This window comes from Geomonas subterranea (assembly GCF_019063845.1).
In the GTDB taxonomy this organism is placed as follows: domain Bacteria; phylum Desulfobacterota; class Desulfuromonadia; order Geobacterales; family Geobacteraceae; genus Geomonas; species Geomonas subterranea.
On record NZ_CP077683.1, the window covers coordinates 4,348,106 to 4,364,018 of the forward strand.

The window sequence follows — 15,913 nt, forward strand, 5'->3', positions numbered from 1 at the left end:
TTACGTGAAAAAGCCTTTGTTTGACTATTTAAGGTAGCTGCGGATGCCGGACTCGAAGTTGACCGGCTCGAAGTCGAAGGTCGTGCGCCAGCTTCCGTTGCAGGTGCTTCCCTGGACCAGCATGGCGATCTGATCGGAGGTGATGGGGAAAAAGGAAAAGCCCTCGAAGAAGGGAACGATCAGCCGCATGAGGGACAGGGGATTCTTTATCTTGGTGACGTGGCTCTTGCCGATCACGCGGCCGATGATGTCAAGGAGCTCGTTATAGCTGTAACGGTCGGGCCCGCAGAGGTCATACTCCTGCCCGATCGTTTCTGGCTTCTCCAGCGCGTCGGCAAAGCAGCGGGCCACGTCCTCGGCGGAAATGGGCTGCAACTGGTATTCTCCGTCACCGATAACGGGCATGGCGGGGAAGCTGCGCATGTAGCCGGCCAGCGTGTTGATGAACTCATCCTTCGGACCGAAGATGATGGAGGGGCGGAAGATGGTGTAGTCCTGACCGGACCGGCGTACCAGGTCCTCCGCCTGGTATTTGCTCTTGAAGTAGCGGGCGGTGCTGCCGGCACTGGTGCCGAGGGCCGACATCTGCAGGTGGCGCCGCACTTCCCCTTTTTTCGCGGCGGCCAGGATGTTCGCGGTGGCCTCAACGTGCAGACGCTGGAAGGTCACTCCCCGGCCGGGGAACTCCCTGATGATTCCCACCAGGTTGATGGTGGCGTCGCAGCCGTGCACGGCTTCCTCGAACGTCTCAGGTTTGGTCACGTCCCCTACGATTTCCTCGACGTCCGGTACGATGCCCCCCAGGCTTCTGCGGTGCACCAGCAGCCTCAAGCTGTGCCCGCGCGCCAGAAGCGCCTCTCTTACATGTCCTCCCACGAAACCCGTGCCGCCCGCCAGAAATATCAGCATACCCGCCTCCGCCGCGTCAGTTGACTGTCCAGAACACCCGTTTGGACTCATAACAACAGCCGATAGTGTAGCAGGTGTTATTTGAATCTCCATTTACATGGCGAAGTGTATACAAAACCTTGTGCTCCGGGTTTTCTTGTGTTAAAAAGCCTTTCACAACAAAGACTAGAGGAGACCTGCCATGGCTGAACAAGGTGATGTCTGTTACACATTTGAAGCAGCGATCGAAATGGCCGCCCAGATGGAAAACGAGGGCTTCCGCGCATATCTTGCCGCGCTCCGCATCGTTAAAGACAAGGCCGCCCGTCAGATCATCAAGGAAGCGGCTTTCGACGAACTGGAGCACAAGCACCAGTTGGAGAAGGCGCTGGTCGAAGGGGAGATGAAGGGGGGAGAGGGGCTGCACCAGCCGGTTCCCACCATGAACCTCGACTACGTCCTGCCGAAAAGGGAGCTCCGCCCCGATTCGACCGCACGTGATGCAATGGCGTATGCCATCCACCTCGAGAAGGGATCCATCGACTTCTACGACCGGATGTCCCGCGGCTGCGAGGGCGCTCCCATGGCAGTCCTGTTCAAGAAGATGCTGGCGGACGAGTCCCGTCACCTCCAGGAACTGGAAGACCTTTACGAGCAGCACTTCATGACGGAGAACTAGGCCGGCCTTTCCAAGGTCGCTGGGGATAAAAAAATCCCCTCCTTTCGGGGAGGGGATTTTTTGTTGTCCGCCTTTTTGTGCTTTCTGGCCTAGAGGATCTCGACCAGTTTGAGGTCGAAGTTGAGTGCCTGGCCTGCAAGCGGGTGGTTGGCGTCGATGGTGATGGTTTCGTCGGTCACCTCGGTAACCATCACGTTGAAGACCTGGCCGTCTTCCTGGGTCACTTCCAACTGCTGCCCCACTTCCGGCTTCATCTCAGCAGGAAGATCGCCGCGCGGCACCACCGCCACCATCTCTTCCATTCTTTCGCCATAGGCCTCGTCCACCGGGATGTGGATGGTCTTGGAATCGCCGACGGAAAGCCCCTTCACACCCGCGTCGAAACCAGGGATGACCTGGCCGGAACCGATGACGAATTCCAGCGGACCGTGGCCGCAGCCGCAATCGTCCTCGCCGCACTCGGAAGAGTCGAACACGGTGCCGTCGTCCAGTCGCCCTGTATAATGAACCTTTACGCGGTCCCCGTCTTTAGCTTGTGCCATGTTATTCACCTCGCATTAGTTTTTGGGTATAAGCTCCAGAGGTTACCAGATGGGCAGAAGATAATCCACCGTAAATTGCGCATGTCTTCTGCGCCACTCCTCTCGTGCCGTCCTTTCGGGTCCCGGCCTAATTTATCTTTTGTCAAATCCATCACGGAAATGGTATGTATCTTCCCTGGGGGATTCATGCAAACGAAGAACAGGGCTATGCTTTTCAACGGCCTCGTGGTCGGCATCGAGCAGATGGACGTGCTCATCGGCGATCAGGGGTGGTACACCTACCAGGTCGTCCGTCATCCCGGCGGTGCCGGCGTCCTCGCGCTGCACGATGACGGCTGCGTAACGCTGATCCGGCAACTGCGCCCCGCGGTGGACGATTTCCTGCTGGAAATTCCGGCGGGACGGCTCGCTCCCGGGGAGGACCCGCACCTGTGCGCTGCCCGCGAGTTGATGGAGGAGACCGGGCTGGTGGCGCGCAAGATCGTTTCCCTCGGAGTCGTTCATCCCTCACCCGGCGTCTTCGACGAGGTGGTGCATCTCTATCTCGCCACCGGTCTCTCTCAGGGAGAGGCCGCACCGGAGGCGTACGAGGAGATTTCCTGTCAGAAACTACCGTTTGACCAGGCGCTGGCGATGGCGGCCGACGGCAGCATCACCGACGGCAAGACCATCGTCGCCCTTCTTCGCGCCCAGAGGCACCTGTCATGATACTCACCGCACGGATAGACGCTGAACAGTCCGGATTGAGACTGGACGACGCAGCCAAGGCGCTGTTCCCCCAACTCTCCAAGGGGGAGATCCGCCGGGTGATCGATTGGGGCGGCTGCAACATCAACCAGGTGTTGGTCAGGGTGGCGTCGCGCCAGGTGAAGGAAGGTGATGAGGTCGCACTGGGGCTGATGGAGGCGGAGCGCTGCGTCGAGCTGGTGTACCAGAAGCACGAGCTCCTGTACGAGGACAAGGATTTCCTGGCCGTGTACAAGGCGGTCGGCGTCAACAGCCAGCGCACCCCGTACCAGTTGAAGGGGACCGTCGAGTACGCCGTGGAGTGTTACATGAAGAGCATCGGGCTGCGGGATCCCTCCCGCGTGGTGCATCGTCTGGACCGCGGCACCAGCGGCGTGATGTTCTTCCCCAAGCACAAGCAGGCGGCGACGCTGATCTCGAACCTCCTCAAGGAGGGGAAGGTGCAGAAGACCTACTGGGCGCTGGTGTCGGGTTCGCCGGACCAGCAGAGCTGGAAGGTGGATGCGCCGCTGGACCGGGTCAACAAGTTCCGTTATGGCGTGTCGCACCGGGGGAAACCTGCGCGCACCGTGTTCAACGTCCTTGGTGAAGGGCGCGGGGTGACCGCCATCGAGGCGAAGCCGCTCACCGGGCGCACTCACCAGATCCGCGTGCACCTGGCCCACTCCGGCTTTCCCATCATAGGCGACGAGAGCTACGGCGGCATACCCGCCAGCAGGATGATGCTGCACTGCCGGGCCATGCGCTTTACCGGGCCGCGCGGCAAGGTGATCGAGGCGGTGGCGCCGCTCGACGCGGATTTCCTGGCGGCCGCGCCGGAAGGGGCGTTCGAGGAGCGGGAGCAGCCGGCGCAATAACCTCTTGTTTTACAGTGCTGCCGGGGCTCAACGCTGTAGGGGCAAATAATATTTGCCCAGTCGTGGGTGCCCCGATCAACGTGAATGGCGAGAGAAGATAAGGTGTGATGCAGGCGGGCGAATGATTATTCGCCCCTACAGAAGCGTTAAGGTTATGCGAAGGAATATATAAGGGAGGGTATCTATGAAGAAGACTTTGTTGTTGGCGCTGATTCCGGTGGTTTTGCTGGTGGCGGGAGCCCTGGCGGTCTGGGGTGACGAGCAGCAAGCGGTTAAACCGGGGTGCGGCAACTGCGCCAAGATGCAGCAGGTGCAGCAGCAGGCGCCTTGCGCCAACTGCCCCAAGGCGGCAGCCATCGAGCAGGGGGCCGCTCCGTGCGCCAACTGCCCGAAAAAGGATCCCGCCGCCCAGGCCAATTGCGAAAAATGCGTAAAGGGTGCTGCCGCGCCGTGTGACAACTGCCCGAAAGGGGCCGCTGCGCAGGCAGGGTGTGACAAGTGTGCCAAGGGGGCTGCCGCTAAGCCTGCCTGTGACAAGTGCGCCAAGGGAGCGGCCGTACAGCCTGCCTGCGACAAGTGCCAGAAGCTGAAAGGGGCAGAGGCTGCTCCGGCAGCCGGCTGCGCCAAGTGCGCCAAGCTGCAGCAGGACCAGCAGCCCGCGGACCAGCCGGTGCAGAAAGGGTGCTGCAACAAACAGAAGGCCCTGTAAGTTCTTCGGCCCGGGCTTCAGCCTGCCGGCGCAAATGAAAAGGGGACTGGCTCCAGGAGCCAGTCCCCTTGTTTATGTTGCCCATCTTACCACGGTTCATCCCGGAATCCCGGTGAACCGTTCCACAACGGTCTTCCTCCCGCAAGGGGAGGGGAGGCCACGGCCGCCCTCCGCGGAATTCTCCGAAGAACCCTTATGAAAGAGGCCACCTGCTGGTGTGCGGATCGAAACCTTGTTCCGCAGCCCCGGGATTGTCGACCAGGAGCGCACGGACTGGTGCCCCGTCTCCATCCTTCAGCTTCAACGGCAGGCAGATCAGCTGGTAGTCCCCCGCCGCGACCCCTGTTAGGTTCACCCCCTCGATCACCGGGATCCCCCCGTTCAGAAGAATGCGGTGCACCTCGCCATCCCCGTCCATCGGCTCCACCGACAGGTAATCGACCGCCACCAGCTTCACCTTCAAGTGGTGCAGGTAGTGCGCCCCCTCCACCGTCAGCGCGGCGAAATCGGTGCGAAACTCCCGCTCGCTCCAGAACTCCGAGTTGCCGGTCTTGATCAGAAGCCTTTCCACTCCCTTCAGCTGCAGCGGCTCCAGTTCGTTCCGCCCGATATTCCTGGCGTGGGGGATCTCAACAACCCGTGCCTGGCCGATGAGGAGGTCGAGCGGAATCTCGTCAACCGTGATGCCGGCGTCGTTGAAATGGCGGGGGGGATCGATATGGGTACCGGAGTGGCTGCCGAGTGTGATGCGGGAAAGGTTGGCGGCGTCCCCCTTGGCGATACGGTGCCAGGGCTCGACGGTGACGGAAGGGTCCCCCGGGTAGGAGGGGAGATCGGGTGACAGCGCGACAGTGATGTCGTGGATTCTCATGGGGCACCTCCCGGAACGGCTTAATGTGAAACGTCACGGGGGAAGTATAACGCAAAACCGCAACAACAGCCTCACGCAAAGCCGCAAAGACGCAAAGAAAAGCAAACAGGGATGAAACGGATGCAGGGGATACATCCTTTCACGATGTCATCCCGTTCATCCCCTTCATCCCTGTTCCTTTCGGGTGTGATCCGCCTTATTAGGTCTTGGCGGAGTCTACTTCCGCGATCAGCCGCTCCAGGTCGGCTTCGCTGAAGCGGTAACGCTCGCCGCAGAATTCACAGGTGACCTCTGCGCCGTGCTGCTCCTTGAGCAGGGAGGTGAGTTCCTTCTTCCCCATCGAGATCAGCACCCGCTCAATACGCTCCCTGCTGCAACTGCAGGCGAAGGCGATGGTGCGCTTCTCCAACACGTCGTACTCCATTTCCGACAGGAGCATCGCCATGATCTCCTCCGGCGTCTTCCCCCCGCGCAGCAACTCGCTCAAAGGGGGGAGCTTCTCGATCCGGTCCATCAAACCCTCGACCACCAGGGGATCGATGGGAGGTACGGCCTGGATCAGGAAGCCGCCGCATGCGGTGACCTGGCCGTCCTGTTCGATGAACTCGGCAATCCCGACTGCCGACGGGATCTGCTCTGACTCCACCAGGTACAGGGCGAGATCCTCGGCGATGCCGCTGGTGTAAAGCTGAACGGTGCCACGGTATGGCTCTTTGAGCCCCAGGTCCTTGGCGACGGTGAGAAAACCAGCGCGTCCCAGGGCATTGGGGACGTCGAGGGCACCATCGGAACGAAGCAGGTGCACCTGCGGGTCGCCCACGTAACCACGCACGCTGCCGTCGCTGTCGGCCTCGATCACGATCTTCTTCAGCGGGCCGTTCCCCTCGAAACGCAGCGCCACCCGCTGGCCGGTCTTCAGCATGGCTCCCATGAGTGCCCCGGCGGTTATCGAGCGTCCCAGCGCCGCGGTGGCTGTCGGGAGTGTGCCGTGGCGCCGGCAAATCTCGCTGACGGTGCCTGTGGTGACGCAGGCAAGTGCCCTCACGCTCCCCGACTTGGCTATGGCGCGCACCAGATAATCTGTCATAGAACCACCCCCACCCTTCCTCCTATTTCACCCTGCTTAAGCCAGAGTTCCTTCAGTGTAATGTAATCCCAGATGCTGATCCCCTTCACCCGGTGGGCGAAAAGTTCGGCCAGGCGCGGTACCTTGTTCAGGTCGCACACGAGCATCTCCCCCATCATGCTCAACGCCGGTATCCTTTGCACCACCTTCCCGGTCAGCCAGTCGAGATCGAGCGGCGACACCGGCCCGAGCTTGAGGAAAACGCACTTGCGCGCGGCGCTGAACTCGATCCCTTCGATGGCGAAACTGGCGGAAAAGGGGAGGGCGAACGGAACCAGGCGCTTCTTTAATCGACCGGAAACCTCGCAGTAGCCGTTGCCGATGACGAGCTTGAATTCCACCAGCTCATCGTCCAGGGTCTTGTCGAGGAACTCGCGCTGCAGGTACTCCTGCGTGATGCGGAACTCCCGTCGCAGCAGGAGATCCTTGAGGCTTTGCTCCTGCACCAGGCCCATGAAGGCGGGATCGTTGAGCCGGTCCTGAATGCGCCCCTTGATTTTGTCGATGATCCCCATGGCTTACACGAGCCCGGTACTGAAGTTGAACTCCGAGGCGCCCGGGACGGCTACTCCCTTGCGGTACGCCTCCAGCACCCGCTCGCGTTCCTGCTGCTGCAGCGCGGAAAGGTCGAGCAGGAACCTGCTGCAGCCGAGCCCGCGCAGGTCGCTTCGGTACTGGGTCAGGGCGAACGGCGTCTGCGCGCTCACCACGGTGAGGTGGTCCTTCACCTTGACCGAGTAGAGGTCGCCGCGGTCGGAGGCGAGCGGCGCGTCCCCCTTCATATCCTTGATGGCGATCTTCGAGGTGATTACCGGGACCGGCGCGAAGAGCAGCACGCCGCGGTCGATTTTCAGGTTGCTTGAGAGGAGCTGGGCAAGGTTGGCGCGGTCGTCCTCGATGTAGAGGGTGGCACGCGAGACCCCCAGTTCCTGCCAGGAGAGGAGCGCCTGGCTGTTCAGCGAGAAGAGCCGGTAGTCGGTGTTCAGCTCGGCGTCGGTTCCCTTGAAGAACTGGAAATGGGACAGGTTGGTGAGCTCGAAACGTTTGAAGCCGGCACGCATGATCCCCTGCACCGCCTCCTGGTAGAAGGGGAGGTCCGCCTCGAAGATGATGAATGGGAGCTGCCAGATCACCTTGTGCTCGCTCCCCTTGAGCTTGCGCGCGAAGGGGCCGAACTGGTGCAGGTTCGCCTTGGAGACCGGCAGGACCACCGTGTCGACCAGGTCGCGGTGCAACTCGTGCCACTCCTTGACGTGCTCGAGCTTGACGGCGAGTTCTTCCTTGCCGCGAGAGGGCGACGGGCGTTTCCCCACCAGGGCGGCCAGCGCCCTTTCCCGGTTCTGCGCGCTCCTGTCTTTGAGCGCGCCCAGCGACTGCTCTGAGAGCCACGCGTAGAAGCGGCGCCGGATGTCCTTGAGGACGGGGGGGGGGATCATCAGCGCGGGAAAGTCCGGGGCCGACAGCGAGGCGAGGGTGAACTGGGTGTCGCCGCTCTTGGAGAACTGCGCGCGCAGAACCCCTTCCATGTCGCTGGTGCGCGAGGCCTCCAGTTCGCCCAGTTCGAATTCGGTGCTGAGGTCGCTGCCGAGCACCTTGGCGTCGATCTTCAGCTTCTGGTCCTGGTAGGAGAGGGTGAGCCGGCAGGGGATGCTCCCCCCCTTGACTCCTTCCAGCCGCCTGAGGCAGGCGTTCTCGCTCATGGTGAAGGCCGTTTCGGAGGAGACCTTGAACACCGAGTCGCCCAGCTTGAACGGGAAGGGCGACGGCGTCGAGACCAGGGTATTCTCCCTGGCGTTCATCACCTTCTTCCCCCCCAGGTACAGCTCCTTTATGGTGAAGGCGCGGCCGGCCATGTCGCTCTTGGGCTGCACGCGGATCCGGTCGCCGACGTGCAGCGCGTCCCGGGTGTCGAAGCTGATCCGGTTGCCGCGGATCTCCCTGATGTCCCCCAGGTAGCGCCCGGTGGCTCCCTTGATGGAGGGGGTGGCGATGTCGGTCGGGTTGTGCGAGGCGAGGAAGCCCTTGGTCGGCACCCGGCCGAAGGAAAGTTTGAGGAGTTCCTTGGCCTCGGCAACCTTGGCCGCGTGCTGACCCGGCGCCGCGTCCAGAACCATGCGGTAGGCGCCGATGACGCGGGCCACGTACTCCGCCGATTTCATCCTCCCTTCGATCTTCAGCGAATGGACGCCCGCCTCGATGAGCTGGGGGATCATCTCGATGCTGGAGAAGTCGTTGGTGGAGAGGTAGTACCCTTCTTTCCCTTTGTGCTTGTACTGGCGGCGGCAAGGTTGCGCGCAGCGTCCGCGGTTGCCGCTGTGCCCGCCGAGGAACGAGGAAAAGAAGCACTGCCCGGAGATGGAGAAGCAGAGGGCGCCGTGGATGAAGCACTCGATCTCGGCGCGGCTCGACGCCACGATGGTCTTGATCTCGTCGATGTGCAGTTCGCGGGCCAGCACCACGCGCTCGAAGCCGAGCTCCTCGAGCTGGCGCACCCCCAGCGAGTTGTGGATGGTCATCTGCGTGGAGGCGTGCAGCGGGATGCCCGGGAAGAACTCCCGCGCCAGGCGCGCCACGGCCATATCCTGCAGGATCACGCCGTCAACCCGCATCGCCTCCAGGGCGGCCAGGTTGTCGATGAGCAGCGGCAGTTCGTTTTCTTTTATGAGCGTGTTGAGGGTGACGTAGACCTTCTTGCCATGGGCATGGGCGTACGCGGTCATGCGCTCCATCTGGGAGAGGGTGAAGTTCTTCGCTTTCGCGCGGGCGGAGAAGTCCCGCAAGCCTGCGTAGACCGCGTCGGCGCCTTTCTCCATCGCGGCGAAAAAGGCCTCCAGGGAGCCTGCGGGTGAGAGCAATTCGGGTTTATTGGTGACGGTATCGTTTTGTTTTAATGACATCCGCCTAGAGTACCGGAAGGGGTGGCACGGGTCAAGCGGCAAGGTCGCTCCCTTCTACCCTCACCCCCGCCAGAGGAGGTAATACTTCCCCCTCCCAACCTCCCCCCGGAGGGGGAAGGGGCGTCGGCGGCAGCGTCGCTGTCTATTTATATAATAGAGCCTGATGTGGAGGGGGGGGCTTGCTGCTACTTCTTGGGCTGGATGGGGAGGTATTTGTACCTGCGCTTCTTGTTGGAGAGGTCGGCCAATGAGTAAAGCTCGGACTGCGAGATGCTCCAACCCGCAGCTTCTTTCCTCAGATGAATGGACGTGGTGACGAATTCCGTGCCGGGCGTGCTGGACTCGAAGCCGAGGCGCGCCTGCACGATCGCGCTGCTGCCGCTTTTCAGCGAGACCTTGGGCTCCTGGATCTTCTCCCAGCAGCACGCAGGTTTGCGCGGGGCGGAGGAGAGCCGGCCGGCGAACTTCTCCTTGCCGTCCCTGCCGCCGCTGGTGTGCTGGTAGAGATCGTCGTATCTGCCGTCGCGCCAGAGGTCGAGGATGGTTTCGAAGTCCTTCAGCACATCCTGTTCGGTGGCGGATGAGGCGTGCGCGGGGGCGCCGCGCCGGGCACCCTCGGAGGGTGCGGCGGCGACGGCCACAAGAAGCATCAGGATCAGCAGGGGACGCAGGACGGGCATGTGGTCACCTCCTCCGGTGCAAGTACCCGGAGAGCATACCGTAAAAAGCCTGCCGCGCCAGTAAGGGCGCCCTGCCCAATCGCCATCCGTCCACCCGTCCAACCGTCCAACCGTCCAACCGTCCAACCGTCCAACCGTAGGGGCGAATAATCATTCTCCCTGATCCTTCATCTTGTATAGAGGTAGCGTGTCCTTCATGCAGCGGCGCTGGGCGAATAATTATTCGCCCCTACAGTTGGGGAGGAGGGGTGGCCGGGAGGGGAACGCTAAAACCTTCCCCCCCTGGCCACTGGTCCCCAGCCCCCGCCTTTACAGCGTCTTCTCCGCCGCTTCGGCGAAGAGCCGCAGCCGGTCCATCAGTGCCTGGAACTTCTTGGGCTTCAAGGACTGGGGGCCGTCCGAAGATGCCTTCTCCGGGTCGGGATGCACCTCGATGATCAGTCCGTCGGCGCCTGCGGCGACCGCCGCGTACGACATCGGCGCGATGTAGTGGTAGTTGCCGGTGCCGTGGGAAGGATCGATGACCACGGGAAGGTGGGTCTTGCTCTTGAGCACGGGGATGGCGGAGAGGTCGAGGGTGTTCCTGGTGGCGGTCTCGAAGGTCCTGATGCCGCGCTCGCACAGGATCACTGACTGGTTCCCCTCGCTCATGATGTACTCGGCGCTCATCAGGAACTCCTGGATGGTCATGGACATGCCGCGCTTCAACAGGATGGGCTTGTTGATCTGCCCCACTTTCTTCAACAGGGCGAAGTTCTGGGCGTTGCGGGCACCGATCTGGAGCATGTCGGAGTAGGAGGCGACCAGGTCGACGCTTTCGGGGTCGATGACCTCGGTGACGAAGGGGAGGCCGGTGAGATCGCGGGCCTTGGCGAGGAGTTTCAGTCCTTCTTCCTCAAGCCCCTGGAAGGAGTAGGGTGAGGTGCGGGGTTTGAAGGCGCCCCCCCTGAGCATCTGGGCGCCTGCCGCCTTGACGGCCTTGGCGGACTCGATGATCTGTTCCTCGTTTTCCACGGAACAGGGGCCGGCCATGACCACGAGTTCCTTCCCGCCGATGGAGAGGGTGTCGGAGATGCGCACGACACTCGGCTCTTTCTTCACTTCCTTGGAAGCCAGCTTGTAGGGCTGCAGGATGGGAACCACGCTCTCCACTCCCTGCATCGACTCGAGCGTCTGCAACACGCTCTTGCCCCGCTCGTCCCCGACCGCGCCGATCACGTCCCGGGTGGTGCCGCGGATGATGTGCGGGGTGTAGCCCAGTTCCTTGATCCTCTTGGTGACGGCGTCCCTTTCCTTCTTCGGCGCTCCTGCCTTCATTACCACGATCATACTCACGCTCCTTTTTGGTCCCCGAAAGCGAAAGGGCCGGAAGGATTGCTCCCCCGGCCCTTAGTATGATGTTCTGGTGATCTGCTATCCGAACCGTAAGGGGGAGGAGAATCCTGCCACCCCGGCTTCGGTTCGGAATTTAGTACCTGCTACCTAAATTACACCTCTACCCGGGGCGACGGCCTAAAATAAAAGCCGTACCAAAAGTAAAAGTTAGTAAAGGTAAAGTAGCCGGTGTTGATCATGACTGCGTTAATGCCACCCGAAGTCTCTAATGTCAACAAAAAAGTTGCACTCGCCCTCCCCGCGCTCTGTCACAGCCGCTCCCACGGCCCATTGTTTGCCCCGATTTAATTCAATGTTGTTTGACAATCCGGACCCTTTCCGCTAATTTGACCGGAATGCACGAGTGGCTGGTCAATTACGGGTTTTATTCCCTGTTTCTGCTGAGTTTCCTGGCCGCCACCCTGTTGCCGCTCGGCTCGGAGTGGCTGGTCGTGACACTGTTGATCGGGGGGCAGAATCCTGTCGCCGTGGTCATGGTCGCCACCGCCGGCAACTACCTGGGAGCGCTCAGCACCTACTGGATCGGCCTCTACGGCGGCGACTTTCTGAGGCGCCGCGTGCTGCGCATGGACGAGGCGACGACGCTGAAGGCGGAGCGGTTTTATGAACGCTTCGGTTCGCTGTCGCTTCTGTTCAGCTTCCTGCCGGTGATCGGCGACCCGCTCTGCCTGGTGGGCGGCGTGCTGCAGGTCGGTTTCATCCGCTTTTCCCTCCTGGTCCTGACCGGCAAGCTGGCGCGTTACGCGGCGGTCGCCTGGCTCACCCTGGAGGGGGCGGCACTCTGAAGTGCGGAGGTTTGATGCTCAGTTGTACCAAGAAGGTTCTCCCCAACGGATTGCGCCTCGTTTCAGTCGAGATGCCGCATCTGCACAGTGCGGAGATCGCCATCTACATAAAAGCGGGAGGGCGCAACGACACCCCCGGCAAGGCCGGCATCTCCCACTTCCTGGAGCACATGCTCTTCCGCGGCTCCAGCGAATTTGCTTCCAACCTGGAACTTGAGATCGCCTTCGAGGCCATCGGCGGCAGCGTCAACGCGGCCACCGACGAGGAGACCACCTGCTACTTCTCCCGCGTCCATCCCGAGCAGATAGCCGAGGGAGTACGCCTTTTTTCCTCGATGCTTTTGACCCCGACCCTGGAAGGGCTGGAGATAGAGAAGCGCATCATCACCGAGGAGGCGCTGGAGGACATCAACGAGCGCGGCGAGGAGACCAACACCAGCAACCTCTGCAGCAGGCTGCTCTGGCCCGACCACCCGCTTGGCACCCCCACCATCGGGTTTCTCGAGAGCATCAAGGGGATCACGGAAGAGGATCTGCGCCGCTATCTCGCCGATCACTACGTTCCCGGCAACGCGCTCGTCGTCGCTGCGGGAAGGCACGACCCGGCGCAGTTCTTCGAGGCCTGCGAGAGGTATTTCGCCGGCTGGAGCGGCGGTGCGGCGATACCGCCGGTCCCGGCCAACCAGGTGCAGCAGGAGCCCTGTTCGCTCTTCGTGAAGGATTCGGACAGCCAGGTGAACCTGCAGATCGCCTTCCGCGGTTTCGCCCGGCAGGACAAGCGCCTCATGGGGCTCCGGCTGATCAGGCGCATTCTCTCCGGAGGCGGCAGTTCCCGGCTGCACCTGTCGCTGCGGGAGAAGCTTGGCATCGTCTACTCCGTGGACGCCTCCTTGTCCGCCTACGAGGAAACCGGCGCCTTCGCCATCGAGCTCGCCACCGCTCCGGAGAACTTGGTGCTGGCCGTCTCCGAGGTGCTGCGCGAGGTGAAGAGCCTCGCCTTCGAGGAGGTCGGGGAGGCCGAGCTGGCGCGGGTCAAGGAAGGGTACTTCTACGATCTCGAGTACAGCGCTGATTCCACGTACGAGATGCAGGTCCGGTACGGCTGGGGCGAGTTGATGTCGCTGATCAGGAGCATCGACGAGGATCGCGCCGAGGCGGCCGCCGTCGGCGCGGAAGAGCTGAAGCACACGGCACATGCCCTGTTCGCCCCGAAGAACCTGGTTGTCGCCGCCGTCGGTCCCTGGAAAGCGCCCGCCAAACGCGCGGTGGAGAAGCTGATTCGCGAATACCGGAAAGCGTGGGCAAGTTTTTAAACAAGAGAGGCTTTAACGCAAAGACGCGAAGGCGCCAAGACGCAAAGGAAAACAGAAGCATACGTTCAACGATTTTCTTTGCGGCTCCGAGGCTTTGCGTTAAGGCAGTTGATTTTTGAATGGAGCAGACATGAAGACGGCATTACTTTTGATGGCTCACGGCAGCAGGATCGCCGAGGCAAATAACGCGGTGCACGAGATCGCCAAACGGGTGCAGAAGATGACGCAGTTCGAGATCGTCGAGGTCTCTTTCCGCGAACAGCACCTTCCCAATATCCAGCAGGGGGTGGATGCCTGCGTGGCGCAGGGGGCGGAGCGCATACTCCTGGTCCCCTACTTCCTCTACATGGGCGCCCACGTCCTGGAGGACCTCCCCGAGGAGCTGGAGGAGGCCAGGAAACGCCACCCGGGCGTGGAGATGGTCCTTGGCAAGCACCTGGGCGTGCACGACAAGCTGGCCGAGGTCGTGGTCGAGCGTGTCGCCGAGAGCCTTACCGAGCAGAGGTGGCACTGATGTCGGTGCACCTGCGCCCCGAGGAGATCGAGGCGGAGTCGTTCCGCATCATCGAGGATGAGCTGGGACCGCATAATTGGAACGCGCAGATGTGGCCGCTGGTCCGCCGGGCCATCCACACCAGCGCCGATTTCGATTACGCCCGAAGCATGGTGATCACGGAGCAGGCGGTCGCCTCGGGCATCGAGGCGCTCCGGGCGGGACTCGGCGTCGTGACCGACACCACCATGATCATCTCGGGGATGAACAAGGAGCGGCTCAACCGTTTCGGCGCGCAGCTCTCCTGTTTCGTCGCGGACCCGCAGGTGGCCCGGGAGGCCAAGGAGCAGGGGGTGACCCGCTCCATCCTCGCCATGCGTAAGGCGGCGAGCGACGCCGGCAACGGCATATTCGTCATCGGCAACGCTCCCACTGCCCTTTTCGAGTTGATCAGGCTCATCCGCGAGGAAGGGGTGCGACCCAGGCTGATCGTGGCCTTGCCGGTCGGCTTTGTCGGCGCCGCGGAGAGCAAGGAAGCCTTGCGGGAGCTGGCCCGGGAATACCCGGAGCTGCAGTTCGTCACCAACATCGGACGCAAGGGTGGCTCCAATGTCGCGGCGGCGGTCATGAACGCCATTTTGATCCAGGCCGTCGAAGCCTAGCCTGCGAACCAGTTTTACTATGCCGGGACCCATTACCGGCCTGTATTTTCATGCCTTACTTTCAATGTTCGGTCTTTACATGGGATGAAGTATGAGCGGGAAAGAACTCAGATACGGCTTCACCACAGGTGCCTGTGCCGCTGCCGCTGTTAAAGGCGCCGCCCAGATGCTGCGTGACCAGGCCCTGGTCGACGAGGTGCAACTGACGCTGCCTTGCGGCAAGGGGGCGCGGTTCCGCATCGAGGGGGGCGTGCTGCGCGACAACACCGCTTCCTGCTATGTAGTCAAGGACGCCGGGGATGACCCCGATGTGACCAACGGCGCCGAGATCCACGTCACGGCGCGGGTCGACATGTTCACGAAGAACCGCATCATCATCGAGGGGGGCGTCGGGATAGGCAAGGTCACCAAGCCGGGGCTGGCGGTCCCGGTGGGCGAATGGGCCATCAACCCTGTCCCGCGCAGCATGATCCTCGAGGTGGTGAAGGAAGTCTTCGCCGTCCGCTGCGTACCGGCCACCCTCACCTTCACCATCAGCATCCCCAACGGCGAGGAACTGGCCAAGAAGACGCTGAACGAGCGGCTGGGGATCATCGGCGGGCTCTCCATCCTGGGAACGACGGGCGTCGTGAAGCCGATATCCACCAAGGCGTGGACCGACACCGTGGACACCGCCGTCGATGTTGCGCTCGCCTGCGGCTCCCGGACCGTGGTCCTCTCCACGGGACGCAGCTCGGAGCTGGCTCTGCAGCGGGTCCTCAAGCTGACCGACGAATCGTACGTGATGATGGGGGACCATTTCGGCTACTCGCTGCAAAGCTGCGCCAGGAAAGGGGTCCCCGAGGTGGTCGTGGCAGGGCAGTTCGCCAAGCTGGTGAAGATCGCCTGCGGCCACCAGCAGACCCACGTCACCTCCTCGGATCTGGACCTGATGGCGGTAACGGCCTGGCTGAAGGAGAACCCGCGCACCGCGCACCTGGAAAAGCTCGCGCGGGAGGCGAACACGGCGCGGCACCTGCTGGAGGCATCGGGTTACGACAAGGCGCTCATAAAGCTCGTCTGCGGCAAGGTCGCCGAGGCCTGCGCCGAACTGGCGCCCTGGCAGAAGGTGCGGGTGTTCCTGGCCGGGTACCAGGGCGAGACGCTGTACTTCGACAGGTAGCATTACGTCCCCGCCCCCGGAGGGGGAGGGACAGGGAGGGGGCTGCGGCTTTGGCGGAAAATGCCTGCGCTTTCCCCCCTCCGGACCTTCCCTCGGGGAGGGAGATT

17 protein-coding genes are annotated in these 15,913 nt (G+C 62.2%); 9 read left to right on the forward strand and 8 right to left on the reverse strand.

Translation table 11 applies throughout. The features are described from left to right. Positions 1 to 24: 24 nt before the first annotated feature. Complete coding sequence (locus tag KP001_RS19055) at positions 25 to 909, reverse strand: complex I NDUFA9 subunit family protein (protein ID WP_217287109.1); 885 nt, start codon at positions 907 to 909, stop codon at positions 25 to 27. A 181-nt stretch (positions 910 to 1,090) separates the two neighbouring features. Between KP001_RS19055 and KP001_RS19060 the strand changes: the two genes are divergently transcribed. Beyond that, entirely contained in the window at positions 1,091 to 1,567 is a 477-nt protein-coding gene (locus KP001_RS19060; RefSeq protein WP_217287110.1) for a ferritin family protein, read from the forward strand. Positions 1,568 to 1,656: 89 nt separating this feature from the next. Here KP001_RS19060 and KP001_RS19065 read toward each other — a convergent pair whose 3' ends face one another. Further along, complete coding sequence (locus KP001_RS19065) at positions 1,657 to 2,109, reverse strand: FKBP-type peptidyl-prolyl cis-trans isomerase (protein ID WP_217287111.1); 453 nt, start codon at positions 2,107 to 2,109, stop codon at positions 1,657 to 1,659. A gap of 186 nt (positions 2,110 to 2,295) precedes the next feature. Between KP001_RS19065 and KP001_RS19070 the strand changes: the two genes are divergently transcribed. From KP001_RS19070 to KP001_RS19080, 3 genes are all read left to right on the forward strand, one after another. Continuing rightward, positions 2,296 to 2,817, forward strand: a complete 522-nt coding sequence (locus KP001_RS19070; protein ID WP_217287112.1) for an NUDIX hydrolase — start codon at positions 2,296 to 2,298, stop codon at positions 2,815 to 2,817. After that, complete coding sequence (locus KP001_RS19075) at positions 2,814 to 3,713, forward strand: RluA family pseudouridine synthase (RefSeq protein WP_217287113.1); 900 nt, start codon at positions 2,814 to 2,816, stop codon at positions 3,711 to 3,713. The genes KP001_RS19070 and KP001_RS19075 overlap by 4 nt, the downstream gene beginning before the upstream one ends. A 184-nt stretch (positions 3,714 to 3,897) precedes the next feature. Next, positions 3,898 to 4,422, forward strand: coding sequence for a hypothetical protein (locus KP001_RS19080; RefSeq protein WP_217287114.1), 525 nt, complete (start codon positions 3,898 to 3,900; stop codon positions 4,420 to 4,422). 193 nt (positions 4,423 to 4,615) lie between these two features. Here the strand turns inward: KP001_RS19080 and KP001_RS19085 are convergent, their stop codons facing one another. The 6 genes from KP001_RS19085 to aroF all read right to left on the reverse strand — a co-directional run bounded on the left by KP001_RS19085 (position 4,616) and on the right by aroF (position 11,325). Then, on the reverse strand, positions 4,616 to 5,293 hold the full coding sequence (locus KP001_RS19085; protein ID WP_217287115.1) for a cyclase family protein: 678 nt from the start codon (positions 5,291 to 5,293) through the stop codon (positions 4,616 to 4,618). A 199-nt stretch (positions 5,294 to 5,492) separates the two neighbouring features. Continuing rightward, positions 5,493 to 6,380, reverse strand: a complete 888-nt coding sequence (gene hslO, locus KP001_RS19090; RefSeq protein WP_217287116.1) for an Hsp33 family molecular chaperone HslO — start codon at positions 6,378 to 6,380, stop codon at positions 5,493 to 5,495. Continuing rightward, positions 6,377 to 6,934, reverse strand: a complete 558-nt coding sequence (locus KP001_RS19095; RefSeq protein WP_217287117.1) for a hypothetical protein — start codon at positions 6,932 to 6,934, stop codon at positions 6,377 to 6,379. The genes hslO and KP001_RS19095 overlap by 4 nt, the downstream gene beginning before the upstream one ends. 3 nt (positions 6,935 to 6,937) lie before the next feature. Beyond that, positions 6,938 to 9,316: a peptidase U32 family protein gene (locus KP001_RS19100; RefSeq protein WP_217287118.1), complete on the reverse strand. Its 2,379-nt coding sequence runs from the start codon at positions 9,314 to 9,316 to the stop codon at positions 6,938 to 6,940. Positions 9,317 to 9,501: 185 nt separating this feature from the next. Further along, on the reverse strand, positions 9,502 to 9,996 hold the full coding sequence (locus KP001_RS19105) for a hypothetical protein (RefSeq protein ID WP_217287119.1): 495 nt from the start codon (positions 9,994 to 9,996) through the stop codon (positions 9,502 to 9,504). Positions 9,997 to 10,305: 309 nt separating this feature from the next. Continuing rightward, the gene (aroF, locus tag KP001_RS19110; RefSeq protein ID WP_217287120.1) at positions 10,306 to 11,325 is read right to left on the reverse strand and encodes a 3-deoxy-7-phosphoheptulonate synthase; all 1,020 of its coding nucleotides are present in this window, start codon (positions 11,323 to 11,325) and stop codon (positions 10,306 to 10,308) included. Positions 11,326 to 11,726: 401 nt separating this feature from the next. On the opposite strand from aroF, the gene KP001_RS19115 reads away from it, so the two are divergent. The 5 genes from KP001_RS19115 (at position 11,727) to KP001_RS19135 (ending at position 15,806) form a co-directional block, all read left to right on the forward strand. Further along, positions 11,727 to 12,176 carry a YqaA family protein gene (locus tag KP001_RS19115; RefSeq protein WP_217289658.1) on the forward strand — a complete coding sequence of 150 codons (450 nt, stop codon included), beginning with the start codon at positions 11,727 to 11,729 and terminating at the stop codon, positions 12,174 to 12,176. 14 nt (positions 12,177 to 12,190) lie between these two features. Then, positions 12,191 to 13,489, forward strand: coding sequence for a M16 family metallopeptidase (locus KP001_RS19120; protein WP_217287121.1), 1,299 nt, complete (start codon positions 12,191 to 12,193; stop codon positions 13,487 to 13,489). A gap of 130 nt (positions 13,490 to 13,619) precedes the next feature. Then, positions 13,620 to 14,003 (forward strand): sirohydrochlorin chelatase, encoded by a 384-nt coding sequence (locus tag KP001_RS19125; protein ID WP_217287122.1) that lies wholly within the window; start codon positions 13,620 to 13,622, stop codon positions 14,001 to 14,003. Then, positions 14,003 to 14,644, forward strand: a complete 642-nt coding sequence (locus tag KP001_RS19130) for a precorrin-8X methylmutase (RefSeq protein WP_217287123.1) — start codon at positions 14,003 to 14,005, stop codon at positions 14,642 to 14,644. The genes KP001_RS19125 and KP001_RS19130 overlap by 1 nt, the downstream gene beginning before the upstream one ends. Before the next feature lie 91 nt (positions 14,645 to 14,735). Then, positions 14,736 to 15,806 (forward strand): cobalt-precorrin-5B (C(1))-methyltransferase, encoded by a 1,071-nt coding sequence (locus KP001_RS19135; protein ID WP_217287124.1) that lies wholly within the window; start codon positions 14,736 to 14,738, stop codon positions 15,804 to 15,806. Positions 15,807 to 15,913: the final 107 nt, after the last annotated feature.